At 71.2% G+C, this 26,998-nt stretch carries 22 protein-coding genes; 10 read left to right on the forward strand and 12 right to left on the reverse strand.

The window, feature by feature from the left end:
- The first annotated feature begins 10 nt into the window (after nt 1-10).
- Nucleotides 11-1,009, forward strand: coding sequence for an NAD(P)H-quinone oxidoreductase (locus ACZ7LT_RS15785; protein ID WP_471236602.1), 999 nt, complete (start codon nt 11-13; stop codon nt 1,007-1,009).
- 150 nt (nt 1,010-1,159) lie between these two features.
- Here the strand turns inward: ACZ7LT_RS15785 and ACZ7LT_RS15790 are convergent, their stop codons facing one another.
- The 6 genes from ACZ7LT_RS15790 to ACZ7LT_RS15815 all read right to left on the reverse strand — a co-directional run bounded on the left by ACZ7LT_RS15790 (nt 1,160) and on the right by ACZ7LT_RS15815 (nt 8,932).
- On the reverse strand, nt 1,160-1,696 hold the full coding sequence (locus ACZ7LT_RS15790; protein ID WP_471236603.1) for a bacterial proteasome activator family protein: 537 nt from the start codon (nt 1,694-1,696) through the stop codon (nt 1,160-1,162).
- Nucleotides 1,697-1,797: 101 nt separating this feature from the next.
- A complete protein-coding gene (locus ACZ7LT_RS15795; RefSeq protein ID WP_471236604.1) occupies nt 1,798-4,656 on the reverse strand; it encodes an ABC transporter permease in 2,859 nt (952 codons plus the stop codon).
- On the reverse strand, nt 4,653-5,402 hold the full coding sequence (locus ACZ7LT_RS15800) for an ABC transporter ATP-binding protein (RefSeq protein ID WP_471236605.1): 750 nt from the start codon (nt 5,400-5,402) through the stop codon (nt 4,653-4,655). The genes ACZ7LT_RS15795 and ACZ7LT_RS15800 overlap by 4 nt, the downstream gene beginning before the upstream one ends.
- A 78-nt stretch (nt 5,403-5,480) precedes the next feature.
- Complete coding sequence (locus tag ACZ7LT_RS15805; RefSeq protein ID WP_471236606.1) at nt 5,481-6,158, reverse strand: PadR family transcriptional regulator; 678 nt, start codon at nt 6,156-6,158, stop codon at nt 5,481-5,483.
- A 95-nt stretch (nt 6,159-6,253) separates the two neighbouring features.
- Entirely contained in the window at nt 6,254-6,451 is a 198-nt protein-coding gene (locus ACZ7LT_RS15810; protein WP_471236607.1) for a hypothetical protein, read from the reverse strand.
- A gap of 849 nt (nt 6,452-7,300) precedes the next feature.
- Nucleotides 7,301-8,932, reverse strand: a complete 1,632-nt coding sequence (locus ACZ7LT_RS15815; RefSeq protein WP_471236608.1) for a protein kinase domain-containing protein — start codon at nt 8,930-8,932, stop codon at nt 7,301-7,303.
- A 293-nt stretch (nt 8,933-9,225) separates the two neighbouring features.
- Here ACZ7LT_RS15815 and ACZ7LT_RS15820 point away from each other — a divergent pair, with 293 nt between their 5' ends.
- A complete protein-coding gene (locus tag ACZ7LT_RS15820) occupies nt 9,226-10,884 on the forward strand; it encodes a protein kinase domain-containing protein (RefSeq protein WP_471236609.1) in 1,659 nt (552 codons plus the stop codon).
- Between the two features lie 60 nt (nt 10,885-10,944).
- Here ACZ7LT_RS15820 and ACZ7LT_RS15825 read toward each other — a convergent pair whose 3' ends face one another.
- From ACZ7LT_RS15825 to ACZ7LT_RS15835, 3 genes are all read right to left on the reverse strand, one after another.
- Nucleotides 10,945-11,946, reverse strand: coding sequence for a phosphotransferase (locus ACZ7LT_RS15825; protein ID WP_471236610.1), 1,002 nt, complete (start codon nt 11,944-11,946; stop codon nt 10,945-10,947).
- A 15-nt stretch (nt 11,947-11,961) separates the two neighbouring features.
- A complete protein-coding gene (locus tag ACZ7LT_RS15830) occupies nt 11,962-12,411 on the reverse strand; it encodes a pyridoxamine 5'-phosphate oxidase family protein (protein ID WP_471236611.1) in 450 nt (149 codons plus the stop codon).
- Nucleotides 12,412-12,518: 107 nt separating this feature from the next.
- On the reverse strand, nt 12,519-13,178 hold the full coding sequence (locus ACZ7LT_RS15835; RefSeq protein ID WP_471236612.1) for a response regulator: 660 nt from the start codon (nt 13,176-13,178) through the stop codon (nt 12,519-12,521).
- 336 nt (nt 13,179-13,514) lie between these two features.
- Here ACZ7LT_RS15835 and pdhA point away from each other — a divergent pair, with 336 nt between their 5' ends.
- Genes pdhA through ACZ7LT_RS15850 form a run of 3 tightly spaced genes read left to right on the forward strand, consistent with a single transcriptional unit; the run spans nt 13,515 to nt 17,103 of the window.
- Nucleotides 13,515-14,687 carry a pyruvate dehydrogenase (acetyl-transferring) E1 component subunit alpha gene (gene pdhA, locus ACZ7LT_RS15840; protein WP_471236613.1) on the forward strand — a complete coding sequence of 391 codons (1,173 nt, stop codon included), beginning with the start codon at nt 13,515-13,517 and terminating at the stop codon, nt 14,685-14,687.
- Nucleotides 14,688-14,689: 2 nt separating this feature from the next.
- Complete coding sequence (locus ACZ7LT_RS15845; protein ID WP_471236614.1) at nt 14,690-15,670, forward strand: alpha-ketoacid dehydrogenase subunit beta; 981 nt, start codon at nt 14,690-14,692, stop codon at nt 15,668-15,670.
- A gap of 11 nt (nt 15,671-15,681) precedes the next feature.
- Nucleotides 15,682-17,103 (forward strand): dihydrolipoamide acetyltransferase family protein, encoded by a 1,422-nt coding sequence (locus ACZ7LT_RS15850; RefSeq protein ID WP_471236615.1) that lies wholly within the window; start codon nt 15,682-15,684, stop codon nt 17,101-17,103.
- Between the two features lie 93 nt (nt 17,104-17,196).
- Here ACZ7LT_RS15850 and ACZ7LT_RS15855 read toward each other — a convergent pair whose 3' ends face one another.
- Nucleotides 17,197-18,408, reverse strand: coding sequence for a DUF418 domain-containing protein (locus tag ACZ7LT_RS15855; RefSeq protein ID WP_471236616.1), 1,212 nt, complete (start codon nt 18,406-18,408; stop codon nt 17,197-17,199).
- A 175-nt stretch (nt 18,409-18,583) separates the two neighbouring features.
- Here ACZ7LT_RS15855 and ACZ7LT_RS15860 point away from each other — a divergent pair, with 175 nt between their 5' ends.
- Both ACZ7LT_RS15860 and ACZ7LT_RS15865 read left to right on the forward strand, forming a co-directional pair.
- On the forward strand, nt 18,584-19,225 hold the full coding sequence (locus ACZ7LT_RS15860) for a GntR family transcriptional regulator (protein ID WP_471236617.1): 642 nt from the start codon (nt 18,584-18,586) through the stop codon (nt 19,223-19,225).
- Nucleotides 19,222-20,523: an MFS transporter gene (locus tag ACZ7LT_RS15865; RefSeq protein ID WP_471236618.1), complete on the forward strand. Its 1,302-nt coding sequence runs from the start codon at nt 19,222-19,224 to the stop codon at nt 20,521-20,523. Before ACZ7LT_RS15860 ends, ACZ7LT_RS15865 begins: the two co-directional genes overlap by 4 nt.
- Before the next feature lie 40 nt (nt 20,524-20,563).
- Here the strand turns inward: ACZ7LT_RS15865 and ACZ7LT_RS15870 are convergent, their stop codons facing one another.
- Nucleotides 20,564-21,388 (reverse strand): maleylpyruvate isomerase family mycothiol-dependent enzyme, encoded by an 825-nt coding sequence (locus tag ACZ7LT_RS15870; RefSeq protein ID WP_471236619.1) that lies wholly within the window; start codon nt 21,386-21,388, stop codon nt 20,564-20,566.
- Nucleotides 21,389-21,542: 154 nt separating this feature from the next.
- Here ACZ7LT_RS15870 and ACZ7LT_RS15875 point away from each other — a divergent pair, with 154 nt between their 5' ends.
- Nucleotides 21,543-22,355, forward strand: coding sequence for a carbon-nitrogen family hydrolase (locus ACZ7LT_RS15875; RefSeq protein WP_471236620.1), 813 nt, complete (start codon nt 21,543-21,545; stop codon nt 22,353-22,355).
- A gap of 51 nt (nt 22,356-22,406) precedes the next feature.
- On the opposite strand, the gene ACZ7LT_RS15880 is transcribed toward ACZ7LT_RS15875, so the two are convergent.
- Nucleotides 22,407-23,879: an aminotransferase-like domain-containing protein gene (locus tag ACZ7LT_RS15880; RefSeq protein WP_471236621.1), complete on the reverse strand. Its 1,473-nt coding sequence runs from the start codon at nt 23,877-23,879 to the stop codon at nt 22,407-22,409.
- 64 nt (nt 23,880-23,943) lie between these two features.
- On the opposite strand from ACZ7LT_RS15880, the gene ACZ7LT_RS15885 reads away from it, so the two are divergent.
- Entirely contained in the window at nt 23,944-25,200 is a 1,257-nt protein-coding gene (locus tag ACZ7LT_RS15885) for a trans-sulfuration enzyme family protein (RefSeq protein WP_471236622.1), read from the forward strand.
- Nucleotides 25,201-25,401: 201 nt separating this feature from the next.
- Nucleotides 25,402-26,967, forward strand: a complete 1,566-nt coding sequence (locus tag ACZ7LT_RS15890) for a recombinase family protein (RefSeq protein WP_471236623.1) — start codon at nt 25,402-25,404, stop codon at nt 26,965-26,967.
- Nucleotides 26,968-26,998: the final 31 nt, after the last annotated feature.

Genomic DNA, 26,998 nt, shown 5'->3' on the forward strand with positions numbered 1-26,998 from the left:
CCTCGCCGCCATGCATGCGATCACGATTCCGGAACCCGGTGGCCCCGAGGCGCTCGTCTGGGCCGAGGTGCCCGATCCCGTGCCCGGCGAGGGCGAGGTGCTCGTCGAGGTGGCGGCCACCGCCGTCAACCGCGCCGATCTGCTGCAGCGGCAGGGCTTCTACGATCCCCCGCCCGGCGCCTCCCCGTACCCCGGCCTCGAATGCTCCGGCCGGATCGCCGAGCTCGGCCCGGGGGTGTCCGGCTGGTCCGTCGGCGACGAGGTGTGCGCGCTGCTCGTGGGCGGCGGGTACGCACAGAAGGTCGTCGTCCCCATCGGCCAGCTGCTGCCCGTGCCCGAGGGCGTCGACCTCGTCGCGGCGGCCGCGCTGCCGGAGGCGACCGCGACCGTCTGGTCCAACATTTTCATGATCGCCCACTTGCGGCCGGGCGAGACGCTGCTGGTGCACGGCGGGGCGAGCGGGATCGGAACGATGGCGATCCAGCTCGCCAAGGCCGTCGGCGCCCGCGTCGCGGTCACCGCGGGCGGCCCGGCGAAGCTGGCCCGCTGCGCCGAGCTGGGCGCGGACATCCTGATCGACTACCGCGAGCAGGACTTCGTGGAGGAGCTGCGCAAGGCGACCGACGGGGCGGGCGCGGACGTCATCCTCGACATCGTCGGAGCGAAGTACCTGGACCGGAACGTACGCGCCCTCGCGGTCAGCGGACGCCTGGCCGTCATCGGCCTCCAGGGCGGTGTGAAGGGGGAGTTGAACCTCGGCGCCCTGATGATGAAACGCGCCGCGATCATGGCGACGACGCTGCGCGGCCGCCCACTGCACGAGAAGGCGGCGATCGTCGCGGCCGTACAGGAGCATGTCTGGCCGCTGATCGGCGCGGGCACGGTCCGTCCCGTCGTCGACCGTACGCTGCCGCTCCAGGACGCCGCGGAGGGCCACCGCGCCGTGGAGGCGAGCGCCCACGTGGGCAAGGTCCTGCTGGTGGCCCCCCAGGCCCCCGCAACGGCCTGAACAACCGCCCGCACCCGGCCCAACCAGGCCCCCAGCTAGCCAACAACGGCAGCCAACAACCGCCCGCACCAACCCAACCAAGCACCTGAAACGCCGACAGGGCCCGGAGTCGATGCTCCGGGCCCTGCGCCGCACGTCAGGCGGGTACGGCTACAGGTACGGCCCCGACCGCACCGCGCCGTGCCCCGATTCGTCGCTGTCCTCGTGGGAGCCGCCCGGCGGCAGAGCCCGGCGCATCTGCTCCAGCTGGGCGCGGGCCGCCATCTGCTGGGCGAACAGGGCCGTCTGGATGCCGTGGAAGAGGCCCTCCAGCCAACCCACCAGCTGGGCCTGCGCGATGCGCAGTTCCGCCTCGGAGGGGATCGCCTCGTCGGTGAACGGCAGGGACAGCCGCTCGAGTTCCTCGACCAGCTCCGGCGCCAGCCCGTCCTCGAGCTCCTTCACGGAGCTCGCGTGGATGTCCTTGAGCCTGACCCGGCTCGCCTCGTCCAGAGGAGCCGCGCGGACTTCCTCCAGGAGCTGCTTGATCATGCTGCCGATGCGCATGACCTTCGCCGGCTGTTCGACCATGTCCGTCACGGGAACCTCGCGCGACTCGTCGTCGGCGCCGCCGATCGCCATCCCGTCCTGTCCGACCACCAGGACATGGGGGCTCTCCTGCGACCGTTCACTCCTCGGCATCTCCATGCCGCCATTCTCTCGCACACATGCTGTCAGACACGGTGTGCCCCCGTAGGAGGGTGATCCACCCTCCTACGGGGGCACGGCTACCCGTGCGCTCGGGCCCGTCAGGTCGCCGCGCGGCGGGCCAGCGCGCCACGGGAGCGGGTGACCAGCGCGGCCAGCAGAGCGGCCCCCAGCGGGACGGCCACCAGCAGGGCCGCCAGCGTCTCCCACGGGACGACGATCGGCACGTGCGGCGGGGTGATGCCGCCCCAGCCCTCGTCCAGGGCCTGCTGGTAGAACTTCAGCTCCTGGCGCTCCTCGGTGAGGCGCAGACCGACCGCCGGCAGGACACCGGCCGCCGATCCGAGCACCACACCCATCGCGGCCACCACCCCGCACTGGAATCCGCTGAGCGTACGGCGGACCCGCGGCGGCGCTCCGACGGCGGCGAGCGTCTTCAGATCGGCCTCGGCGTCGGCCTGGGCGAGGCCGGTGGCGATACCGGCGGCGCCGATGGTGATGAGACCGGCGAAGACCGTCAGGGCGAGCAGCACGATGCTGTTCTTGCTGACGAATCCTTCCTCCAGGTGGAGGTTGGCGGCGCTGCCGAGCCGGGCGATCTCGGCGTCGAGCTTCTGCCGCTGTTCGCTGCTGGGCATCTGGTCAGTGGAGTAGTACGCACCGAACGGGACGGCCCGCAGACCGGCGTCCTTGGCGGCGGCCGGGGTGAGGATGCCGGAGATGCCGTAGCCCTTGGTGCCTTCGGGCATCTGGTACGTACCGAACGTCTTGATCTCGCCGGGCGCGTCCAGGCCCTTCTCGCTGGCCCGGTCGGCCGCCTCGATGTCGGTGATCAGCCGGACGCCGATCTTGCCGGCCTTGTCGACCTGCGGCTTGGAGAACGAGACGATCTTGCCGTCGGCGAGGGCCTTCTCGGCCGCGCTGTCGTTGATGCCGAGAATCTTCAGCAGCTTGGCGTCGGCGATCAGCAGCCCGCCTTCGATGTAGGCGCCGCCCTCGTTGCCCGACTTGCAGCGCCAGTCCTTGGCGAGCTCACGCCGCTGCTCCTTGGAGAACCGCTCCGCGGGGTCCGAGCCGTCGGTGGTCGGTAGCCACAGGGGGCACTGGTTGGCCTTCGGGACGACGACCTCGTAGCGCCCGCAGCCCTTTTCGCTGGAGTACATCGAGGAGCAGTTCGCCTTGCCGACCCCGATCCGGTCGACGTCGGCGCGCAGATCGATGGGGAGGTACCGCTGCACCGCCTCGCGCACGGCCGGGACGTCCCGACCGGCGTCCTCGTCGATCATCACGGAGACCGCGCCGTACGGCAGCTCGGCCCGGTACGAGGCCCGGTCCTGGGCGTCCCTGCTCGCCGCGTACGTGGCGACGGCGACGGTGCCGGCGACAGCGGCCAGGACGGCGGCGACGGCGGGAGCCGTACGGCCCCGGTTGCGGACCGCGTCGCGCAGGGCCAGTCGCGGCGACAGCGGCATCCAGCGGCCGAGCCGGCCGAAGAGGCCGACCAGGGCCGGGGTGAGGGCGACGACGCCCAGCTCCGCGAGGGCGCTGCCGGCCGCGACGATGACGAACTGGTCGCTGACGACGGAGCCGTACAGCGCGATGGCGGCGCCGGCCGCGACCGCGACGAGTCCGACGACGGGCAGGACGCGGTTGCTGCGGCGCACACCACGGCGGCCGGTCAGCGAGGCGAGGACGGTCTGCCGGGAGGCGGTGATCGCCGGGACGATCGCGGCGAGCAGACCGGTCACCACGGCCAGCAGGGCGATGCCGAGCAGCTCCAGCGGGCGGATGTCGAAGCTGCCGAACCGCTTGCCCATGTAGTCCTCGAGGACCGGCTGGAGGGCGAAGGTGAGGACCATGCCGAGGACCGTGCCGATGACGGCCGCGGCGACACCGATGACGAGTCCGCCGGCCAGGACGATGGCGCGGATGTGGCGGCGGTCACCGCCGTTGGCGCCGACGAGCCCGAGCTGGCGGCGCGAGCGGCGGGCGCCGACGGCGAACGCGGGGCCGGCGAGCAGGCAGATCTCCAGCATGGCCAGACCCACGACCGTGCCGACCGCGGCGAGAGCGGCGGCCTGCGCCCCGGCGCTCATCTGGTAGTTGTTCCAGCCCTCCTTCTGGAAGAGCGGCACATCGGCGTCGGCGGGCGGGTTGAGCTGCACGGCCGCGGACGCGACCATCACGCCCTTCTTGTTGGTCTCCATGACCATGTTCCACGTGAAACCGCCGTCGATCTTCAGCAGATACGTGCTGGAGGCCCCCTGCGACTGCAGCCCGGCCGCCTCAAGAGCCTTCCCGTACGGGGCGAGGAAGGCGCCGGGAAGCGCGTTGACCTGGCTGGCCTTCAGGTCGCTGGGCAGTTCGTAGGCGCCGACGATCCGGTACGTACGGTCGAAGCCACGGGCCGTCAGGGTCTGACCCACCTTCAGGCCGCTGGTCTCCAGGAACGCGGTGGTCGCGGCGACCTCGTCGGGCTTCTCCGGGAAGTGGCCCTGCTGGAGGGCCATGATGCCCCGGGCCATCGGGTCGGCGGCCTTCAGCTCACGTATATCGGTCTGCAGCAGGCCGTGTGCCGTACGCACCTTGGCGTTGCCCGTGGTGTCCACCAGTGTGGTGGCGCCGGCCGGGACGGCCTTGCTGACGTCGGTGCTGCCGCTCGGCCAGGGCGCGTTCTCGTAGTCCTTGGCGGGGCTGTAGTTCTCGGCGTCCGGGCTCTGGAGGATCGGCGCGCCGCCGAATCCGGGGTCGGACAGGCGGGCGTCGGCGGCGCCCAGGGAGCGCTGGATCTTCTCCTGCGCGGAGAGCTCGGAGCTGCGCAGGGTGAGGTCGGCGGCGCTGACACCGAGGATGGGCAGGGCGATCATCGCGAGGACGAGGAAGCTGCGTCCCTTGAAGCGCCAGGCGTCACGGCGGGCGATGCGCACCGCGGCGCGCCAGGAGTGGAACCAGTTCGTCACCGCTGGCCCGCCTGGCCGGTCAGGAGCGAGTCGGCGTCGCTGCGGACGGTCTGGTCGACGACGGCGCCGTCGCGCAGGAAGACCACACGGTCGGCCCAGGCGGCGAACCGGGGCTCGTGGGTGACCAGGACACCGGCGGCTCCCGCGTCGCAGCGGGCGCGCAGCAGGGCCAGGACCGATTCGCCGGTCTCGGAGTCGAGGGCGCCGGTCGGCTCGTCGGCGAGGACCAGGCGCCGGTCGCCGACGAGGGCGCGGGCGATGGCGATGCGCTGCTGCTGGCCGCCGGACATCTCGTCGGGGAAGCGGTCGGCGAGGTGGCCGAGCTCCATCTCCTCCAGCGCGGCGAGGGCTTCACCACGGGCCTTGCGGGCGGAGACGCCGTCGAGCTCGCGCGGCAGGGCCACGTTCTCGGCGGCGGTGAGCGCCGGGATGAGGTTGTAGTCCTGGAAGACGTAGCCGATGCTGCGGCGGCGCAGCGCGGAGAGGACCTTGCGGTCGCCGGAGGTGATGTCGGTGTTCTCGACGATCACCCGTCCCGAGGTGGGGGTGTCGAGTCCGCCCGCGATGGTGAGCAGGGTGGACTTGCCGGACCCGGACGGGCCCATGACGGCGACGAGTTCACCGGGGAAGACGTCGAGGTCGATGCCGCGCAGGGCGTGCACCTCGGTGGCGCCGGAGCCGTGGACGCGGGTCAGCTGCTGCAGCTGCAGCACAGGCTGCTGCGCCTGCTGCGATCGTTCGGACATGGAGAGGGGTCCCCCTTGGACGTACGCCGACGTACGAGACGTACGGAGCGGATTGACGGGTGGTGGCGCGGGGCGGGATCAGCGCCGTGGGGTCCGGCCCACCTCGGCGGTGGGTTCGGGCGTGGCTGTCGGCGTGGCTCCGGCGTCGTGTGCGGGTGCCGGGGCTGAGGTTGTGGAAGCGGCCTGAGCGGCCGGGCCGGGCTGTCCGGCGGCGATGGAGAGCCGGATCAGGCGGGCTTCGCAGTGGTCGAGCCAGCGGGCCTCGGCCTCGGTCTGGAAGATCAGCTGTTCCAGGACGAGCAGCCATGCCACGTCGTCGCGTTCCTGCCGACCGCCGCCTTCGAGCGCGGTGATCGCCTGGGCCTTGAGCCGGGTGTAGTCCTGCATCGCCTTCACGGTGTGCCGGCGCTGGGACTGGATCACGGCCCGGATGTCGACGCCGGGGGCGCCCACGGCCATGGCCAGCTTGATCGCCAGCTCGTCGCGGGCCGGACTCGTGCGGTCCACGGGCCGCTCGAACCAGGTCCTGAGCTCCTCACGGCCCGCGTCGGTGATCGTGTAGAGGGCGTGGCCGGCGTCGTCCTCGCCGCTCTGAGCGACCATGCCGTCGCGCTCCAGGCGGCCAAGCGTCGTGTAGACCTGGCCCACATTGAGCGGCCAGGTCGCGCCGGTACGGGACTCGAACTCCGTACGGAGCTGAGAGCCGTAACGCGGGCCGCGTTCGAGGAGGGCCAGAAGGCCGTGGCGGATCGACATACTCAGTATGTATACCGAGTATGTCGTCCTGGACAACCGACCTGAGAGGGAACGCGGGGGTCCGTCGCAAGGAGGACGCGGGAGGCCGCGAGCGGTCAGCGGCGCCTCAGCCGCACCCCGAGGAATCCGATGCCGAGACCGACCATCGTGAGCCCCGCGCCCAGGGTCATGACGGGAACCTGCCGGTGGGAAGGGGTGGCGGCGGTGCGCGGAAGACTCACCCGGGCTGCCGCGGGCGCCGTCGCGGGTGGTGTGGCGGCAGGCGCCTCCTCCCTCTCCGGTACCGCTTCCACGGCCTCGTCCGGCTCCTCCTCGCCGTCCCCCTCTGTTGCAGTTCTGGTACCAACCGGCTCCTCGGGGGCGGACGGGCGCACCGGCACCGCGCTCTGGAGAGACGCCGGCTTGCGCCCCGGCCGTACGCGCCCCTCCCCGGCCGGCCGCCCCGCGAGCGACGCGGAGACGGACGGTTCGGCGGGTGGGCCCGGCTTCCGGGACCCGGCCGCCGGGCCGGGTGCCGGGCGGGCGCCCGACGGCGAGGAACTCCCGGTCGGCGAGCCGCTCACGCCCCCGACCGGTTCCGATGCCGATGTGGATGGCGGTGCCGAAGTAGGCGCCGGGACCGACGCCGGTAGGGAAGGCGCTGCGGCTCCGGACCCTGCCCCGGGCCCCCACACTGCCCCTGTCGGCGACGCGGTCCCGGGCCCCCGCGCCCCAGCCCCCGGACCACGCACAGCGCCTGCCCCGCGCCCGGTCGCCGTTCCGTCCTGCGCCGCGGGCGGCCCGTTCGGTGGGGGCCCGCTCTCCGCCCCGTACGCGACGGGGGGCGCGGACAGCAGCAGCGCCGCGAGCGCCGGAGTGAGCGACCAGCGGGCCCACCGTGCCGTCGCGCGCCTGCGGAGTCCTGGAGTCACCGGGTGACCCCCTCCCTGCCGAGCCGCCGAGGTTCCCGCTCAGCGTCACACGCGGGGACACTTCCGGCATCTCGTGAAGAGCGCCTGATACGAGGCCGAATGGGGCAAAACGCGACGAAGGCCCGGCGCGCCTCATCCGCGCCGGGCCTTCGACCAGGTTCTCTTTCCGGGCTTGCCGCGGCGGCCGACGCCGCCGGTGTCCGCTACCGCGCTCGTCGCCCCCGGGGTCCGCTACTGCGGCGGGTTGCCCGTGGAGATCTCCAGCGTCAGTTCGATCTCTTCCTTCTTCACGTCCGAGTCCGCCGGCGGGAACTGGTTGAGGACCGTCCCCTCGCCGTAGGTGGCCTCGTCGATCGGCGTCTGCTTCATGATCTTCCAGCCGGCCGCCTGGACGCACTCCTTCACCGACTGGATGTTCTTGTAGCGGAAGTCGGGCAGCTCGAACTTCTCCGGGTCCTCACTGGACTCGGTCGGCTCGGTGCACTCCTTCTTGTCGATGGTCTTCGTCAGGTCGGGGCCCTTGTGGCCGGGCGCCGCCGACGTCCCGCCGGTGGTCCCGCCGGAGCCCGCCTGCGTGTTGTCGTCCTTCATCGCGATCGCCGTGATCACACCGCCGATCGCGATCAGCGCGACCACGATCGCGCCCACGACGACCGGCATGTTCCGCTTCCCGCCGCCCGCGCCGCCGCCCGACTGCGCGGCGGGCTGCTGCGGCATCGTGTACGGAGCCGGAGCCGGGGTCTGGTACGCCGGGCCGGGCGGCGGGGTCTGGGCGGCCTGCGGGTAGCCGTAGCTCGGCGTCGGGGCCGGCGTCGGGGGACCGTACGGGCCGGGCTGCTGCGTCTGCGGCGCCTGGTACGGCGTCTGCACGCTGTGCGGGCCCGGCGCCGGGGTGCCCTGGCCGACCGGCGGGAAGACCGCCGAGCCCACGCCCGAGCCGCTGCTGACCGGACCGCCCGCCACGATGACCGGCGCGCCCGTCTGCCCGGCCGACATCACCCGCAGGCACTCGTCGCGCATGGCGGCCGCGCTCGGGAAACGCTCGTTCGGGTTCTTCTTCAGCGCCCGGGCGACGAGCGCGTCCATCGCCGGGGACACCGAGCGGTTGATGGAGGACGGCGCGACCGGCTCCTCCTGGACGTGTGCGTACGCGATGGCCAGCGGCGAGTCTGCCTCGAACGGCAGACGGCCCGTCAGCAGCTGGAAGAGCATGATGCCGACCGAGTACAGGTCGGACCGGGCGTCCACGCCCCGCCCGAGGGCCTGCTCGGGCGACAGGTACTGCGGAGTGCCGACGACCATGCCGGTCTGCGTCATCGAGGTGACCCCCGACTGCATGGCGCGCGCGATGCCGAAGTCCATCACCTTGACGACGCCGCGCTTGGTCATCATCACGTTGCCGGGCTTGATGTCGCGGTGGACCAGGCCCATCTCGTGGCTGGTCTCCAGCGCGGCCAGCACGTCGGCCGTCACCTTCAGCGCCTTGTCGGCCGGCATCGCGCCGTACTGCTGGATGTCCGTCTGGAGCACCGACCCGAGGGGCTGGCCCTCCACGTACTCCATGACGATGTACGGCATGAGCGAGCCGTCGAGCTCGTCCTCGCCGGTGTCGAAGACCGACACGATGTTGGTGTGCGACAGCTTCGCGACGGCCTGCGCCTCGCGGCGGAAGCGCTCCCGGAAGGACTGCTCCCGCCCCAGCTCCGTATGGAGCGTCTTGATGGCGACCTGCCGGTCCAGCGCGCTGTCGTAGGCCAGATAGACCGACGCCATGCCGCCTTCGCCGAGCAGGTCGCGAAGCTGGTACCGGCCGCTCGCTACGGAACCGCCTGCATAGCGGCCCTGTGCGCCGTCCTGGCTCATTCTTGCTTCCCCCTACGCGCGCGTGGCGGCGATGATCCTGAATTTACGGGCCAAGTCTGCCCCAGGGCACCGACACGTCAAGCCGGGTGCCCGTTCCGTGACCGTACGCACAAGAAGCGTCTCGGAAGCGTTACCGGAACCGGATCGAATTTGCACCGGTGCACGGGGAACCGGTTGGATGGCCCGTCCATCTCGGACCGGGGTGTCGTAGGAAGCCTGTAGCGTGACATGGCGTAGCACTCGAAACCGCGCAGGCGTACACAGCACGCGGACAGAAACGACGGCGAGGACTGATGGCACCCGAACCCGAAGCAGGCGGCGGAGTGTCGGATGTGGAGTCATGGGGCGCCGGCGGGCTGGTCGGCGACGGACGCTACCGGCTGACGCACCGTCTCGGACGCGGCGGCATGGCGGAGGTGTTCGCCGCGGAGGACGTACGGCTCGGCCGCACGGTCGCCGTGAAGCTGCTGCGCGCGGACCTCGCCGAGGACCCGGTCTCCAAGGCCCGCTTCACCCGTGAGGCGCAGTCCGTCGCGGGGCTCAACCACCACGCGATCGTGGCGGTGTACGACTCCGGTGAGGACGTCGTCAGCGGCCACCCCGTGCCGTACATCGTGATGGAGCTGGTCGAGGGCCGCACCATCCGCGATCTGCTGATCAGCGCGGAGGCCCCCGGCCCCGAGCAGGCGCTCATCATCGTCTCCGGGGTGCTGGAGGCGCTGGCCTACTCGCACCAGCACGGCATCGTGCACCGTGACATCAAGCCCGCCAACGTCATCATCACCAACAGCGGCGCGGTGAAGGTGATGGACTTCGGCATCGCGCGCGCTCTGCACGGCGCGCAGTCGACGATGACCCAGACCGGCATGGTCATGGGCACCCCGCAGTACCTCTCGCCCGAGCAGGCGCTGGGCAAGGCCGTCGACCACCGCTCCGACCTGTACGCGACGGGCTGTCTCCTCTACGAACTGCTGGCCCTGCGGCCGCCGTTCACCGGTGAGACCCCGCTGTCGGTGGTCTACCAGCATGTCCAGGACGCGCCCGTGCCGCCGTCGAAGGTGGCCGGCGGCTGCCCGCCGGAGCTCGACGGTCTGGTCATGCGCTCCCTCGCCAAGGACCCGGACGACCGGTTCCAGAGCGCCGAGGAGATGCGCGGACTGGTCCAGTACGGGCTGGACATGCTCCAGCAGCAGGGCAGCCACACGGGCATGTGGAACACCGGCCCGGTGGACATGCACGACGCGGCGCGCACCCCCGTGGGCGGCACGACCGCGGCCACCGCCGTCATGGGGCACCCGGTCCACGGCGACACGTCCAAGGGCGCGATCCTGCCGCCGATGAACCCGGACGACGGCGGCTACGACGGCGGTTACGCCCGGCAGGGCGGGCGGGGCGGCCGGGGCAAGCTGCTGCTGTTCGTCGCCCTCGCCCTGATCGCGATCACCGCCGGTGTCGTCTACGCCGTCAACAAGGCGCAGGCCCCCAAGGGTGGGACGACGAACAAGCCGACCATCTCGACCAGCCCGAGCACGCCGCAGACCTCGCCGAGCCCCTCCGAGGAGTCGGAGGAGCCGTCGGACGAGCCGGAGGACCCCTCCACGGGCGACGACGAATGGAACCAGAACCCGCCGCCGGTGCGGCCGTCCGACCCCAAGACCGAGTCGCCGTCGCCGTCCGGCAGCACCTCCTCCTCGCCCGGAACGGCCGACGGCGGTACGGGCACCACGGAGGGCACCACGGAAGGCACCACCGAGGGAACGACCGAGGGGACCACGGAAGGCACGACCGAGGGCACCACGGAAGGCACCACCGAGGGGACGACCGAGGGCACCTCCGAGGGCGGTAACGGCAGCAACACCAACACCGGGACCACCACCGGCACGGGCACCAGCACCGGCACGACCGCCGGCGCCGATACCAAGGGCACCACCGCCGGCACGGGCACCAACTGACCTGACGCCGGCGGCCGGATGCCTCTCATCCGGTGAACCAGGTGCCTCACCCAGCGCCTGTCACCCGGTGAACGCCTCGCACACGGCCGCGTATTCACGCGTCCACCACACCGCCAGGGCCGACACCGCAGGAAACTGCGGGTCGGCCCTGCGGTCGTGCAGCTGGTACCGCCAGCGCAGTATCCAGAAGTCGTTGAGCCGCTCCCACCACACCCGGTGCACCGCTGCGGCCAGTTCGGCCGCGTCCGCCCCGGCGGCCCGCCGGTAGGCCCGCGCGTAGGCCCGTACCTTCGGCAGCTCCAGTTCACCCGCGGGCCGTACGAAGAAGATGGCCGCGGCCCGTACCGCCTCCTCCGCGCGGGGCTGCACGCCCAGCCGGTCCCAGTCGACGATGGCGGCGGGCTCCGCGCCCCGGTAGAGCAGGTTCAGCGGATGGAAGTCGCCGTGCACCCAGCCGCCGGCGTCCGCGGGCGGCGGCCGCCGGTGGGCGTGCTCCCGCAGCAGGATCCGCCGCTCCAGCAGGCGGTGTTCGGCGAGTTCGTCGAAGTTGTCGCGGGGCACCCGGCCGCGCACCTGGCCGAGGAGTTCGTCGATGACGCCGTACGTGTCGGCGGGATCCGCGCTCTCGTAGCGCCGGCGCGGGCCCGGCTCCATCACCCGCTCCAGGCAGGTGTGGACGAGCCCGAGGAGCGAGCCGAGACGCCGCGACTCCACCGTCGTCAGCTGCGCGCCGTCACGGTGGCGGCCGTCGACCCAGGGGTGCAAGGCGTAGCAGCGCCCGCCGATCACCGTGACCGTGCCGCCGTCGGTGTCCTCCAGGGGCGGGGCGACCGGTACGCCGAGGGACTGGAGCCGCTGGGTGGCGCGGTGCTGGCGGGCGATGGCCTCGTGGTCGCCGTCGAGATGGTGCTTGAGGAAATAGGCGCCACGGGTGGTGGAGAGGCGGTAGCCGCGGTTCAGCAGGCCGAGGGTGACCGGTTCGCAGGAGAGCGGTTCGCCGGCGTCGGCGTAGCGGCGGAGCAGAGCGGGGACGGGCGGGGAAGGTGCATATGAGCGCGGCACTCGCCAGATGTTAGATCACGCAACGTGGTGAGATTGTCGCTCGGCGGAGTAGCCGATCGTATGTACAGTGGCGAACTGGGGTTCGATTCGCATGTAGATAGGATCGAAAGGTTCTCCGTCCACCCGCCCCGGCGCGCGGCCGAACCGCACGAGCTGCTCCCCGGTCGGCTCCACGATCCGCGCGGTGCCCGTGAACTGCACGGACCACAGGTCCGCCACATCCGCCGCGTCTGCCGCATCCGCGTGGGGATCGTCCGCATGGAGATTGTCCGCGCCGTACGCCACCACGCTGCCGTTGCACGCCCGGTGATACCCGAGGTCGCGGTGCATCCGTACGATCACACAGCCGTCGGCGACGATGTGCCGGGCCGGGGCCACGAACGGCATCGCCCGCATGCTGGTGGCCACCCTGCCGTACGCGACACGGGCGAGCAGGTCGATGGCGCGCAGCTCCTCGGAGGACATACGCACCACTGTGGATCACCACGGGATGCCCGAAAAGGGGCCCCTGCCCCCATTGAAGGGGACGTAGGTCCCGAATAAGAGTGCCGAAGAAGGGTGCTCAGCAGCGCTCAGCGGCGCTCGGCCTGCATCCGCGCCACATACGCGGCGGCCTGGGACCGCCGCTCCATGCCCAGCTTGGACAGCAGGCTGGACACGTAATTCTTGATGGTCTTCTCGGCGAGGTGCAGCCGCTCGCCGATCGCCCGGTTGGTCAGCCCCTCACCGATCAGATCCAGGATCTTGCGCTCCTGCTCGGTCAGGTTCGTAAGCCGGTCGTCACCCTTGGGGCTGTTGCCGTCCCGCAGCCGCTCCAGCACCCGTGCGGTCGCCACCGGATCCAGCAGCGACTTGCCGGCCGCCACGTCCCGTACGGCATGAAGCAGCTCGTTGCCACGGATCGCCTTCAGGACATAACCCGAGGCCCCCGCCATGATCGCGTCGAAGAGGGCCTCGTCGTCGGCGAACGACGTGAGCATCAGACATTTGATGCCATCGTCCAACGACCGGATTTCGCGGCACACCTCCACACCGCTGCCATCCGGCAGCCGGACGTCGAGAACGGCCACGTCAGGGCGCGTCGCAGGGATCCTGACCAGGGCATCCGCCGCCGTGCCGGCCTCACCGACGACCTCGATGTCGTCCTCGACGGAGAGAAGTTCATGGACGCCACGCCGGACGACTTCATGGTCATCCAGCAGAAATACGGTGATTTTTCCTTCTTCGCGCACGGAATCAGTCTCACACATTCACTCTTCCCGTGCCCGGGGTGACCGGGATAACGTGCCGGTGTTCCGGCGGCCTGCAAGGCTGTAACCAGCGCTCTGACCAGCTGCTGTTCCCGCATTCCTCGATTTACTTGGAAATCCAAGCAAAATCGCAGGTCAAAGGGGTTTCGCAGTAATGCGAAGCACTGGGTAACGTGCCTGTGACAGGGCACTCGCCGGGGCACCTGTCACGCCTGTTCCCGGCCGAGTCGCACCCACCCCGTGCACGGGTACGGATACAGGCGAGCCGCACTGGTTCCCGGCGGACCCCGGGGGCCGGACAGACGGAGGAGCACGCACGTGACCGTGGAGAGCACTGCCGCGCGCAAGCCGCGACGCAGCAGCGGCACCAAGCGCACCGCAAGCGCGGGCGCGAAGAAGCCACAGAGTTCCGAGCCCCAGCTCGTACAGCTGCTGACGCCCGAGGGGGAGCGCGTTCAGCACCCTGAGTACGACATCGACCTGACGGCCGAGGAACTGCGCGGGCTCTACCGCGACATGGTCCTCACCCGTCGCTTCGACGCCGAGGCCACCGCCCTGCAGCGCCAGGGCGAGCTCGGACTGTGGGCGTCGCTGCTCGGCCAGGAAGCCGCCCAGATCGGCTCCGGCCGCGCCCTGCGGGACGACGACTATGTCTTCCCCACCTACCGCGAGCACGGCGTCGCCTGGTGCCGTGGGGTCGACCCGACCAACCTGCTGGGCATGTTCCGTGGCGTGAACCACGGCGGCTGGGACCCCAACAGCAACAACTTCCACCTGTACACGATCGTGATCGGCTCGCAGACGCTGCACGCCACCGGCTACGCCATGGGCGTCGCCAAGGACGGCGCCGACTCCGCCGTCATCGCCTACTTCGGCGACGGCGCGTCCAGCCAGGGCGACGTCGCCGAGTCGTTCACCTTCTCCGCGGTCTACAACGCCCCGGTCGTCTTCTTCTGCCAGAACAACCAGTGGGCCATCTCCGAGCCCACCGAGAAGCAGACCCGCGTCCCGCTCTACCAGCGCGCCCAGGGCTTCGGCTTCCCCGGCGTCCGGGTCGACGGCAACGACGTCCTCGCCTGCCTGGCCGTCACCCGCTCCGCGCTGGAGCGCGCCCGCCGCGGCGAGGGCCCCACCCTCGTCGAGGCCTTCACCTACCGCATGGGTGCCCACACCACCTCCGACGACCCGACCAAGTACCGGGCCGACGAGGAGCGCGCCGCGTGGGAGGCCAAGGACCCGATCCTGCGCCTGAAGGCCTACCTGGAGAACGCGGGCCACGCCGACGCCGCCTTCTTCGAGGAGTTGGAGGCCGAGAGCGAGACGCTCGGCAAGCGCGTCCGCGAAGCCGTCCGCGCCATGCCCGACCCCGACCACATGGCGATCTTCGAGAACGTCTACGCCGACGGGCACGCGCTCGTCGACGAGGAGCGCGCGCAGTTCGCCGCCTACCAGGCGTCGTTCGCCGACTCCGCGCCCGAGGAGGCCAAGTAACCATGGCTGTACAGAAGCTCCCCCTCGCCAAGGCGCTGAACGAGTCGCTGCGCAAGGCCCTGGAGACCGACCCCAAGGTCCTCATCATGGGCGAGGACGTCGGCAAGCTCGGCGGCGTCTTCCGCGTCACCGACGGCCTGCAGAAGGACTTCGGCGAGGACCGGGTCATCGACACCCCGCTCGCCGAGTCCGGCATCGTCGGCACCGCGATCGGACTGGCCCTGCGCGGCTACCGCCCGGTCGTCGAGATCCAGTTCGACGGTTTCGTCTTCCCCGCGTACGACCAGATCGTCACCCAGCTCGCCAAGATGCACGCCCGCGCGCTCGGCAAGATCAAGCTGCCGGTCGTCGTCCGCATCCCCTACGGCGGCGGCATCGGCGCGGTCGAGCACCACTCCGAGTCCCCCGAGGCGCTCTTCGCGCACGTCGCCGGCCTCAAGGTCGTCTCGCCGTCGAACTCCAGCGACGCCTACTGGATGCTCCAGCAGGCCATCCAGAGCGACGACCCGGTGATCTTCTTCGAGCCCAAGCGCCGCTACTGGGACAAGAGCGAGGTCGACACCGAGGCGATCCCCGGCGAGCTCCACAAGGCCCGGGTCGTCCGCGACGGCACCGACCTGACCCTGGCCGCCTACGGCCCGATGGTGAAGACCTGCCTGGAGGCCGCCGCGGCCGCCCAGGAAGAGGGCAAGTCCGTCGAGGTCCTCGACCTCCGCTCGGTCTCCCCGGTCGACTTCGACGCCATCCAGAAGTCGGTCGAGAAGACCCGCCGCCTGGTCGTCGTCCACGAGGCCCCGGTCTTCTTCGGCTCCGGCGCCGAGATCGCCGCCCGGATCACCGAGCGCTGCTTCTACCACCTGGAGGCCCCCGTCCTGCGGGTCGGCGGCTACCACGCGCCGTACCCGCCGGCGCGCCTGGAGGAGGAGTACCTGCCGGGCCTGGACCGGGTGCTCGACGCCGTCGACCGCTCGCTGGCGTACTGAGGGAAGAGGACGTGACGACCATGACGACTGCGTCTTCCGTACGCGAATTCAAGATGCCCGACGTGGGCGAGGGACTCACCGAGGCCGAAATCCTCAAGTGGTACGTCCAGCCCGGTGACACCGTCACCGACGGACAGGTGGTGTGCGAGGTCGAGACGGCCAAGGCCGCCGTCGAGCTGCCCATCCCCTACGACGGAATCGTGCACGAGCTGCGCTTCCCCGAAGGCACCACCGTCGACGTCGGCGAGGTGATCATCTCGGTGAACGTGGGCGGCGGTGACGTCCCCACCCCCGTGCAGCCCTCCGCCGAAGCCCCCGCCGAGGCCCCGGCCCCGGCACAGGCTCCGGCACCTGTCGAGGAGGCCGAGCCCCAGGGCCGCCAGCCCGTCCTCGTCGGCTACGGCGTCGCCGCCAGCTCCACCAAGCGCCGCGCCCGCAAGGGCGCCGCCGTCTCCGTCCCGGAGCAGGCCGCGGCGGCGGTCCAGGGCGAGCTCAACGGCCACGGCGGCGCCGCCGTCGGCACCCGGCCGCTCGCCAAGCCGCCGGTCCGCAAGCTCGCCAAGGACCTCGGCGTCGACCTGGCCGCGGTCACCCCGACCGGCCCGGACGGCATCATCACCCGCGAGGACGTCCACGCCGCGGCCGCCCCGGCCGAGGCCCCGGCACCCGCGCCGGTCCCCGCACCCGCCGCCCCGGCGCCGACCGCGCCCGCCTCCGCCCTCACGGGCGACACGCGGGAGACCCGTACCCCCATCAAGGGCGTACGGAAGGCCACCGCCGCCGCCATGGTCGGCTCGGCCTTCACCGCACCGCACGTCACCGAGTTCATCACCTTCGACATCACGCGCACGATGAAGCTGGTCGAGGAACTCAAGGCCGACAAGGACATGGCGGGCCTGCGGATCAACCCGCTCCTGCTCATCGCCAAGGCCGTGCTGGTCGCCGTCCGGCGCAACCCGGAGATCAACGCGGCCTGGGACGAGGCCAACCAGGAGATCGTGCTCAAGCACTACGTCAACCTGGGCATCGCCGCCGCCACCCCGCGCGGTCTGATCGTGCCGAACATCAAGGACGCGCACGCCCAGACCCTGCCCGAGCTGTCGAAGTCCCTCAGCGAGCTCATCTCCACGGCGCGCGAGGGCAAGACGACCCCGGCGGCCATGCAGGGCGGCACGTTCACCATCACCAACGTCGGCGTCTTCGGCGTCGACACCGGTACGCCCATCCTCAACCCGGGCGAGTCCGCGATCCTGGCGGTGGGCGCGATCAAGCTCCAGCCGTGGGTCCACAAGGGCAAGGTGAAGCCCCGCCAGGTCACCACGCTGGCCCTCTCCTTCGACCACCGCCTGGTCGACGGCGAGCTCGGCTCCAAGTTCCTGGCGGACGTCGCCGCGATCCTGGAGCAGCCGAAGCGTCTGATGACCTGGAGCTGAGGACCTCGAGGTCCTGACGGGTTGTTTCACGTGAAACACCGACGGCCGGCCCCCATCTGGGGGCCGGCCGTCGGTGTTGTGCCGGGCCGGGGATCACCGCCGGGGCGTGAGGGCCCAGCGCTGTACGGACTCCAGCGGACCGTGCGAGAAGCGGCGCAGCCAGAGCCAGGAGGCGGCCATCAGGGTGAGCGAGATCGCGGCCCACAGGGTCATCACCCACCAGGGCCCCTCGCCGGCGAAGTACTCGGTGAGGCCGAGCCCGATGCCGTAGCAGACGAGCGTGGAGAGCACGTTCTGCAGGACGTAGCAGGACAGGGCGGTCCTGCCCACCGCGGACAGGCCCCCGGTCACGATGGACGGGACCGGCAGCCGGTCCAGGACCCAGCCGATCAGACCTATGTAGCCGATCGCGACGAGCGGGGCGGCGCCGTAGCGGCCCAGCGCGAAGAAGTCGGGCCCGCCGAGAGTGACGGCCGCGTTCAGCGGCAGTCCGAGCCCCAGACCCCAGGCCGCCATCTGGACCCGGATACGCCGCCCGGCGTCGGTGTCCGTGAAGGCACCGGCCCGGTACAGCCGTATGCCGAGCAGGAACAGGAAGACCAGCAGACCGAAGGAGACGACCGGTTCCAGGCGCAGGACGATGGCGTTGGAGACCCGGAAGGCGATCTGCTCCCCGTAGCTACCGTGCGCGTACAGGTCCACGACCTGGCCGGAGAGCCCGGATTCCCCGCCGTCCGAGCTCTCTCCGCCGTCCCCGCCGTTCCCGGTGGCCACCAGGGCCAGGGTCGCGAGGGCGACCAGCGTCAGATGCACCCCGGCCGCCGTCCACATCACCCGCCGCCGGACCCGCTCGGAGCGGGCCAGCAGCCGCGACACCAGCAGCGCGGTGACGGCGTACCCCATGAGCACGTCCCAGGCGAAGACCAGCAGGAAGTGCACGGTCCCTTCGATGAAGAGGAAGGCGGCCCGCCGCCAGTACCGTCCGGGCCAGGGCTCGCCCCGGCGGGCGGCCGAGTCGTACTGGATGGCCAGACCGACGCCGAACAGGATCGTGAGCAGGGCGAGGAACTTGCCGTCGGCGAGGAAGCGGAAGAGAAACTCGGCGACGGAGGCCGCGGAGGGGTCGTGCAGGGGATCGGGGGCGGTGAGCCCGTTCAGCACCGACCACTCCGACCCCGGCGAGGCGAAGATCCAGACGTTGGTCATGAGGGTGCCGAGGATGGCCGCACCACGCAGGACGTCGAGGAGCGGAAGCCGGTGGGACGGGGGCGCCGGAGCGGCCGGTGCGCGCAGGGTGTTCGCCATGCCACCAGCGTCCCGGCGGGCGCGCGGCGCTTCGTCCTGCGGCTGAACGAAAGCGGCCTACATCCTTCGATGCAGCGCGGGCGCCAGGGACTCCGCCCAAGCCGCGAGGACAGCGGGGCGTCCGCATCGTGGAAGGCGCTCTGACATGCACCTCACTTGTATCTATGCTGTGTGCATGCCTGCTGCCCCTGCCGCCGCCGACCGCGTCTACATGCACGTCAAGCAGGCGGTCCTCGACCGCCGCTACGAGGGGGGAACCCTCCTCACCGAAGGCGAACTGGCCGACGCCGTAGGGGTTTCCCGCACCCCCGTCCGGGAAGCGCTGCTGAAACTGGAGATGGAAGGGCTGCTCAAGCTCTACCCCAAGAAGGGCGCGCTCGTGCTCGCCGTCTCCGCGCAGGAGATCGCCGACGTCGTCGAAACCCGCCTCCTCGTCGAGGAGTTCGCCGTCCGCCGGGCCGTACCCGCCCCGTCCTCCCTCATCACCCGGCTCGAAGAGCTCCTGGAGGAACAGCAGCACCGCGCCGACGCCGGTGACCTCGCCGAAGTCGCCGCCACCGACCGCTCCTTCCACGCCGAGATCGTCCGCCACGCCGGCAACCAGATCCTCGCCCGCCTCTACGACCAGCTGCGCGACCGTCAGCTGCGGATGGGCGTCGCCGTCATGCAGTCCCAGCCCGACCGCATCGCCAAGAACATCACCGAACACGCCGAAATCCTGGAGCGGATCAAGGCCGGCGACGTCGAAGGAGCCGCCACCTGTGTCCGCAGGCATCTGAGCTGGGTCAAGGTCCTGGTCAGGGGTGACGAGCGATGAGCGCAGCGGCGGTGTCCCTGCCCGGAGATCCGCCCGGCGGCCGACGAGCCGCCCTCGTCTGGGGCGTCGGCGTCTCCGTCTACTTCGTCGCCGTCATCTTCCGTACGTCCCTCGGCGTCGCCGGACTCGACGCGGCCGACCGCTTCCACGTCAACGCCTCCGCCCTCTCCACCTTCTCCATCCTCCAGCTGCTCGTCTACGCCGGCATGCAGATACCCGTCGGCCTGATGGTCGACCGGCTCGGCACCAAGAAGGTCCTCACCCTCGGCGTGATCCTGTTCACCGCCGGCCAGCTCGGCTTCGCGCTCTCCCCCTCGTACGGCATGGCCCTCGCAGCCCGCGCGCTGCTCGGCTGCGGCGACGCCATGACCTTCATCAGCGTGCTGCGCCTGGGCAACCGATGGTTCCCGGCCCGCCGCGGGCCGCTGATCGCCCAGCTCGCCGGACTCGTCGGCATGGCCGGCAACCTCGTCTCCACGATCGTCATCGCCCGGCTGCTGCACGGCATCGGCTGGACCGCCGCCTTCGCGGGCAGCGCCGCGGCCGGCGTCGTCGTCCTCGCCCTGCTGCTGCTCTTCCTCAAGGACCACCCGAAGGGTCACGAACCGGCCCCCGCCGAACACGCCGGCGCCGCCTTCGTCCGCCGTCAGATCGCCGAATCCTGGCGCGAGCCCGGCACCCGCCTCGGCATGTGGGTGCACTTCACCACGCAGTTCCCCGCCATGGTGTTCCTCCTGCTGTGGGGACTGCCGTTCCTCGTCGAAGCGCAGGGACTGTCCCGGGAGACCGCCGGTGAACTGCTCACCCTTGTGGTGCTCTCCAACATGGTCGTCGGACTCGTCTACGGCCAGATCATCGCCCGGCACCACGCCGCACGGGCTCCCCTGGCGCTGGGCACCATAGCCGTCACCGCCGCCCTATGGGCCACCACCATCGCCTACCCGGGGGACCACGCCCCGATGTGGCTGCTCATCACCCTGTGCACCGTGCTCGGCGCCTGCGGCCCCGCCTCCATGATCGGCTTCGACTTCGCCCGCCCCGCCAACCCGCCGCAGCGTCAGGGCACCGCCTCCGGCATCGTCAACATGGGCGGTTTCGTCGCCTCGATGACGACCCTGCTCGCGGTCGGCATCCTCCTCGACGCGACCGGCGACAACTACCGCATCGCCTTCTCCTCCGTCTTCGTCCTGGAGGCCGTCGGCGTTGCCCAGATCCTGCGCCTGAAGGCGCGCACGGTCCGTCTGGAACGGGAACGGCTCGTGGCGAGCCGCGTGGAAGCGGTGCACGTCCCCGCATAGCGGGGACCCGGCTGTCAGGGCGTCACAGGGGGACGGTGCCTCACGGCGTGACCGCGAAGTTGTCGAGGATCGCCCAGGCCAGATCGGCGTCCCCCTCGACCTTGATCCGGTCGGCGACCGCCGCCGGCTTCACCCGGCCGCACGCCAGGCGCACGTACGTCTCCCAGTCCAGGGCCAGCGTCGCCGCCGGCCCGAGCGACGGCGCCCCGTCGACCGAGCCCCGGCCCTCCGCGTCGACCCGTACCGTACGGAGAAACTCCACCGGCCCGTGCACATCGAAGACGATCGCGGAATTCGGCGGCGCGCCCGCGTCCTTGGCGACCACCCGGGGCAGCACGGCGAGCAGGTTGTCCCGGGCCACCAGCGCGCCGGGGGAGTCGAGATTGCCCGGCTTGCCGAGGGTCGTCCGCAGGTCCTGCTCGTGCACCCACACGTCGAAGGCCCGCATGCGGTAGGCGACTTCGAGGGTCTGCTCGGCACCCAGGGGCGCGCGGACCATGTGGTCGGGCTGCCGGTTCTCGTTGCGTAGCTGACGGGCCCGCCGGATGAGGACGTACTCCAGCTCGGAGGTCATCTCCGGAGCGGTGTGGTGCCGCCGCACATCGACCTGCATCTCCATGTAGCGCGCGAACTCACTGCGCACGTGGTAGAGGTCGCGGGGAAGGGTGTGGATCGGCCGTGGGTCGCCCAGCATCTCGCACTCCATGCCGATGACGTGCGACACGATGTCCCGCACCGACCAGCCCGGGCACGGCGTGGCACGATTCCACTCGCCCTCCACGAGCGGCTGAACCAGCTCGGCTATCGCTTCGATGGAGTGGGTCCAGGCGTCGGCGTAGGTCTGAAGGCTGGGATGGACGGTCACGGGACCCCTCGGCGGTTCTGCGGTGCGCGGGCTGAAAACAAGACGGCGTGGGAGGCTCGGACGCTAAGTTACGCTGCCCGAAGGCACCCCGGCAGTGCTTTCGTGTGACGATCGTAGGCCGTGTTGACGGCTCGAATGCCAGGACGGTGGTAGTGTGCGCGCCTCGTTGCTCCAGATCGCTGTAGACCCTGACGAAACGGTCGCCGACCGCCGAGAGCGGGTGGCCGCGCTGGTCCGGGCGGAACGGGACGCCGACCTGGTCGTCCTGCCGGAGCTGTGGCCCGTGGGAGCGTTCGCGTACGAGTCCTTCGCCGACGAGGCCGAGCCGCTGGAGGGCCCCACCCATGCCGTGATGTCCAAGGCCGCGCGCGACGCCGGAATCTGGCTGCACGCCGGCTCGATCGTGGAACGCGACCCGGACGGTCCGCTCTACAACACCTCCCTCGTCTTCTCCCCCGCCGGTGAACTCGTCAGCGCCTACCGCAAGATTCACCGCTTCGGCTTCGACAAGGGCGAGGCCGTGATGATGGCCCCGGGCCAGGAGCTGGCGACCGTACGCCTCCCGGGCCTCACCCTCGGCCTCGGCACCTGCTACGACCTGCGCTTCCCCGAGCTATTCCGGGGCCTGGTGGACGCGGGCGCCCAGGCCTTCGTCGTCCCGGCGGGCTGGCCCGAGCGCCGCCGCGCCCACTGGACGCTGCTGGCACGCGCGCGTGCCGTGGAGAACCAGGCCTACATGCTGGCCTGCGGGACGGCCGGCACCCACGCGGACGTCGAACAGGCCGGCCACAGCATCGTCGTCGACCCGTGGGGCGAGGTGCTGGCGGAGGCGGGCGCCGAGGAGGAGATCCTGCGGGTCGAACTGGACCCGGAGAAGGTGGCGGTGACCCGGGATCAGTTCCCGGCGCTGAAGGACCGCCTCCTGGGGCTGGCCCCGCCGCGCACCCCGCTGACGGCTGACCGATGACAGGTGGCAGCTGACAGCTGACAGCTGACAGCCGACAGATGACGGCTGCCCTCACACCACGATCGCCGGGACCGCCGCCTGCGCCGGCGCCTGCGGGCCCGCCGGGTGCGGCTCGTACTCCTCCCAGGCGCGGGCGAGCCGGTGTACCGCCTCCGTCAGGGTCTCGCGGTCCAGCAGGAAGTGCAGCCGCAGGTACGAGCCGCTGCCGCCGAGCGCGTCCATGGTCCGGCCCGGCAGGACCGCCACCCCGTGGCGCAGCGCGACCTGCGCGAAGGAGACCCCGTCGCCGTAGGGGAGCCGTACCCACAGGGTCTGGCCCCCGGCGGCCGGCGGGCAGGTCCACGACGGCAGTAGCCGGCCGAGCTCGGCCCGCAGATGGTCGTGGCCGGTGCGCAGCTCACGCGTCCGCGCGGCGCGGACCGGCGCGAAGTCCGCCAGCAGCCGTACCGCCGCCAGCTGCGCGGGCACGTCGCTGCCGAGGTCGTGGACGGCCTTCAGTCGGGCCAGCCGGGCGATCAGCGCCTGCGGGCCGCGGATCCAGCCGATGCGCAGCCCGCCCCAGACGACCTTGCTGAGCGACCCGACACCGATCACGCCCCCTTCCCCGCCGCCGTCCTCGTACGCGGCCAGTGGCGACGGCGCGGGCCCGTCCCCGCCAGGGAGGGTGAGATCGGCGAGGACCTCGTCGTCGATGAGCGGTACGCCCAGCGTGGCCGCCCGTTCGACCAGGCGGCGGCCCTTGAGCGGGGGGAGCACCGCACCGGTCGGGTTCTGGTAGCAGGAGACGACGTACGCCAGTACCGGCCTGTGCCGCTCCATGAGCCGCAGTGCGGCGTCGACGTCCAGGCCGTCCGGCCCGACGGCCACGGGCAGGAGGTCCGCCGACGACTCCCGGAAGAGGTCCAGCGCGCCGGGGTAGGTGGGCGCCTCCAGGAGCACCCCGTCGCCCGGCGCGACCAGGAGCCTGGTCAGCAGCGACAGCGCCTGCTGGGCGCCGGTGGTCACAAGGATCTGCTCCGGCGCGGTCGTGATGCCCTGGGCGCGGTACCGGCCGGCGATCGCGGTGCGCAGCGCGCTCAGGCCCGCCGGGTGGTAGCCGAGGTCCTCGGCGGGCAGCGTCATCGTGGCGTACGCGCGCGTGAGCTCGGGCGGCGGCCTCAGGGGTGCGGCGCAGCTCAGCAGGATGACGTCGTCCGGGGCGTCGAGCAGGTGGAGGAAGAGCGGGTTGGAGGTCTCGGCGACCCGGGGTCCCGGGGTGGGGACGGCGGGCGCGACACGGGTGCCGCTGCCCTGGCGGCGTACGACCCGGCCCTCCTGGCGGAGGGTGTCGTAGGCGGCGACCACGGTCGTACGGCCGACGGCGAGCGCGGCGGCCAGGCGCCGGTCGGGCGGCAGGAGCGTGCCGGGCGGCAGTACGCCGTCGTCGATCAGCTGCCGCAGGCGGGTGGCGAGCAGCAGGAAGAGCGGGCCGCGGCCCGCCGACCAACGGCCGAGACGGCCGACGAGATCGTCGATTGGTTCCATGGGCAGACCAATCTGCTGGGATTGGGCCTGTGGAGGCAAGTCCTTTCTCCCCGGACTTGCGTCCATGAGCCTCCACGAGCCGAACCAGCCGTCGCAGTCGCCCCAGTCGCCTCTGTCGTCTCCGCGTACCGAGACGCTCGCCGTCCACCCGCCGCAGGTGCGGATCCCCGAGGGAAGCCGGCCGCTCGGGGTCCCTCTGCACCAGGGGCACGTGTTCGCCTTCGAGGAGGCCGACACGATGGCCGAGGCCTTCGAGGGCGGCGGGGCGTTCCTGTACAGCCGCCTCGGCAACCCGACCGTACGGGCCCTGGAAGAGGCCGTCACCCGCCTGGAGGGCGGCGTGGCCGGGGTCTCCTTCGCCTCCGGCATGGGCGCCATCAACGCCGTACTGCTCGGCCTGGTCTCCACCGGCGGCCACGTCGTCGCCCAGCGCTGCCTCTACGGCGGCACCTACGCCGTCCTGACCGACCTGGCCGCCCGCTGGGGCGTCGAGGTCACGTACGTCTCCGGGAACGACCCCGAGGAGGTGCGCCAGGCTCTGCGCCCCACCACGGCGCTGCTCTACCTGGAGACCGTCGCCAACCCCACCACCCAGGTCGCGGACCTGCCCGCGCTGATCGCCGAGGCCCGCGCCGCGGGCGTACCGAGCGTCGTCGACAACACCTTCGCCTCGCCGCTGCTGTGCCGGCCGCTGGATCACGGCGCCGACGTCGTCATCCACTCGGCGACCAAGTACCTCGCGGGCCACGCCGATGTCCTCGGCGGCGTCGCCGTCTTCCGCGACGCGGAACTGCACCGCCGGATCTGGCACTACGCCGTCGAACAGGGCGCCACCACGGACCCGTTCGCGGCCTGGCTGACCCTGCGCGGCATGCAGACCCTGGCGCTGCGCGTCGAGCGCCAGTGCGCGAACGCCCTGACCCTCGCCGAACGCCTCGCCACCCACCCGGCCGTCGCGGCCGTCCGGTACCCCTTCCTGGCCGGCCACCCGGACCACGACACCGCGCGACGCCTGCTGCGCGCGGGCGGCGGTGTGATCTCCTTCGACCTGGCGGGCGGCCGCGCGGCGGGCCGCGCCTTCGTGGAGGCCGTACGGCTCGCCTCGCTCAGCCCGTCCCTCGGCGACGTGAAGACCTTCGTGATGCACCCCGCGAGCACCTCGCACCGCCAGATGGACGAGGCCACCCTGACGGCGGCGGGCATCGGCCCGGGGACGGTACGCCTCTCGACCGGCATCGAACACGTCGAGGACCTGTGGCAGGACCTGGCGGGCGCCCTCGACCAGGCCGTGAAGGCCGCGGATGGCAAGCTTGAAGGATGAACGATGCTGCCCCGGCGCCCACCCCCGCGCCCGCGCCCCGCCGACGTGCCCGTGTCCGTGCCCCCGAGCTGATCGGCAAGGGTGGATGGCTGAACACCGGCGGCAAAGAGCTCACCCTCGCCGACCTGCGAGGTAAGTGCGTTGTTGTGGATTTTTGGATTTCCTGAACCAATGTGAGCACTTCTCGCTAGCGTTGGGAAGGTGCACCAACACGCCACTGCTGACCTGTACTTGCGCCTGTCGCTGGACCGGGAGGGCAAGACAGCGATCGACCGCCAGGAAGCCGACTGCCGCGCATGGGCGGAGCGCAACGGACTGACCGTCCGCAAGGTCCACATCGACCGTGGACGTTCCGGTTACAAGAACGTCAGCCGCAAAGGGTTCGATGCGGCGATCACAGCAGCCACGGCCGGCGTCGTGGGCGTTCTGATTGTCTGGAAGCTCGACCGCCTGTCTCGCAAGGGCATCGGCGAGGTCGGCAAGGCGCTGGACGACATAGGGCGGGTCGGCGGACGGCTGGTCTCCGTCATGGACGGCCTCGACACGAAGAACGACAGCGCCCGGGTCACCATCACGATGCTGGCGGAACTCGCGCGCAACGAGTCCCGCAACCTTGGGATGCGCGTCGGCAACGCCAAGCGGTACCTACGCCAGCGGGGCCAGTGGATCGGCGGACAGCCCCCTTACGGGCTGCTGGTGGACCCGGAGGCGAAGAAGCTCGTCCATGACCCCGAGACCGCCGTCTACGCCCGCCTGATCGCCGACGAGGCGCTGTCCGGGAAGGCCCTCGTCCACATCGCCCGGCTGCTGAACGAGCACGGGGTGGAGTCCGCCCGTGGAGGCGAGTGGAACTCGTCCAGCGTCATGCAACTCCTTCGCTCACCGGCCTTCGCCGGTCTCATGCCGCAGACCGAGTACGAGGAGCAGCCGGACGGGACACGCAAGTACATGAACCGGGTCTCTCCTTACCGAGACCCGGAGACGCTCGAAACCGTGAGTATTGGCGAGGGGATCATCACGGTCGGGGAGCGTGAGATCATCCTCCGCCAGCTCGAAGCGCGCACGTTTCCTCTGGCGGGGAAGCGGCACGGCCACAAGCAGGGCAAGTCACTGCTCACTGGCATAGCGCGTTGTGGGCTCTGTGGGGCCCGGATGAGCAAGGCCGGCACGTCGTACCAGTGCTCCAGCCACCGGATGGGGCGAGGATGCTCGGGCGTATCGGCTCGGGTGGAGAGCATCGACGACTACGTGACCCGGGCGTTTCTCTCACGCCTGCCGTCCCTGGAGCCCCAGGACCCGCTGCTCGCCGTGATCGCCGATCGCTGGGTACAGAGGGAGGACCCAGAGGTTTTCGCGAAGCGGGACGCGATCGAGGCGGAGATCGCGGACGAGGGGGCCCGTCTGGCTGACCTGGAGGAGGCCAGGTACGTCCGTGGCGAATTCACCGGCGCAGACGCGATAGACCGGTACAACCGGCTCGCCGGACGACTCCGTACCCGGATCGAGGGGCTGCGCGCGGACCTACTCCGGATGCCGACCCCTTCCGTTGACATCTCTCCGCTCCTGGATGCGAACCTGCTGCGTGAAGCTTGGGAAGCCGACGACGCAGCCGGAAGGCGTGAACGCCTTGGCCTCGCAATCGATCGCGTGGCAGTCCAGCGAGGCCGGGTCGGCGTGAGGTTCAACGGTGACGAGCGCTGCCAGATCGTCTGGGCGACCAGAGACGAGGCTGGGGTGGAGTCAACGGGTGACGAAGTGACGGAATGACGGTCGATTCCCATTACCTCTTTAAGAGATG

The organism is Streptomyces sp. NPDC039465 (genome assembly GCF_055639315.1).

Coding starts and splice junctions, on each gene's coding strand:
- ACZ7LT_RS15785 (WP_471236602.1), top strand. CDS start 11: ATGCATGCGATCACGATTCCGGAACCCGGTGGCCCCGAGGCGCTCGTC.
- ACZ7LT_RS15790 (WP_471236603.1), bottom strand. CDS start 1,696: ATGGAGATGCCGAGGAGTGAACGGTCGCAGGAGAGCCCCCATGTCCTG.
- ACZ7LT_RS15800 (WP_471236605.1), bottom strand. CDS start 5,402: ATGTCCGAACGATCGCAGCAGGCGCAGCAGCCTGTGCTGCAGCTGCAG.
- ACZ7LT_RS15805 (WP_471236606.1), bottom strand. CDS start 6,158: ATGTCGATCCGCCACGGCCTTCTGGCCCTCCTCGAACGCGGCCCGCGT.
- ACZ7LT_RS15815 (WP_471236608.1), bottom strand. CDS start 8,932: ATGAGCCAGGACGGCGCACAGGGCCGCTATGCAGGCGGTTCCGTAGCG.
- ACZ7LT_RS15820 (WP_471236609.1), top strand. CDS start 9,226: ATGGCACCCGAACCCGAAGCAGGCGGCGGAGTGTCGGATGTGGAGTCA.
- ACZ7LT_RS15830 (WP_471236611.1), bottom strand. CDS start 12,411: ATGTCCTCCGAGGAGCTGCGCGCCATCGACCTGCTCGCCCGTGTCGCG.
- ACZ7LT_RS15845 (WP_471236614.1), top strand. CDS start 14,690: ATGGCTGTACAGAAGCTCCCCCTCGCCAAGGCGCTGAACGAGTCGCTG.
- ACZ7LT_RS15855 (WP_471236616.1), bottom strand. CDS start 18,408: ATGGCGAACACCCTGCGCGCACCGGCCGCTCCGGCGCCCCCGTCCCAC.
- ACZ7LT_RS15860 (WP_471236617.1), top strand. CDS start 18,584: ATGCCTGCTGCCCCTGCCGCCGCCGACCGCGTCTACATGCACGTCAAG.
- ACZ7LT_RS15865 (WP_471236618.1), top strand. CDS start 19,222: ATGAGCGCAGCGGCGGTGTCCCTGCCCGGAGATCCGCCCGGCGGCCGA.
- ACZ7LT_RS15880 (WP_471236621.1), bottom strand. CDS start 23,879: ATGGAACCAATCGACGATCTCGTCGGCCGTCTCGGCCGTTGGTCGGCG.
- ACZ7LT_RS15885 (WP_471236622.1), top strand. CDS start 23,944: ATGAGCCTCCACGAGCCGAACCAGCCGTCGCAGTCGCCCCAGTCGCCT.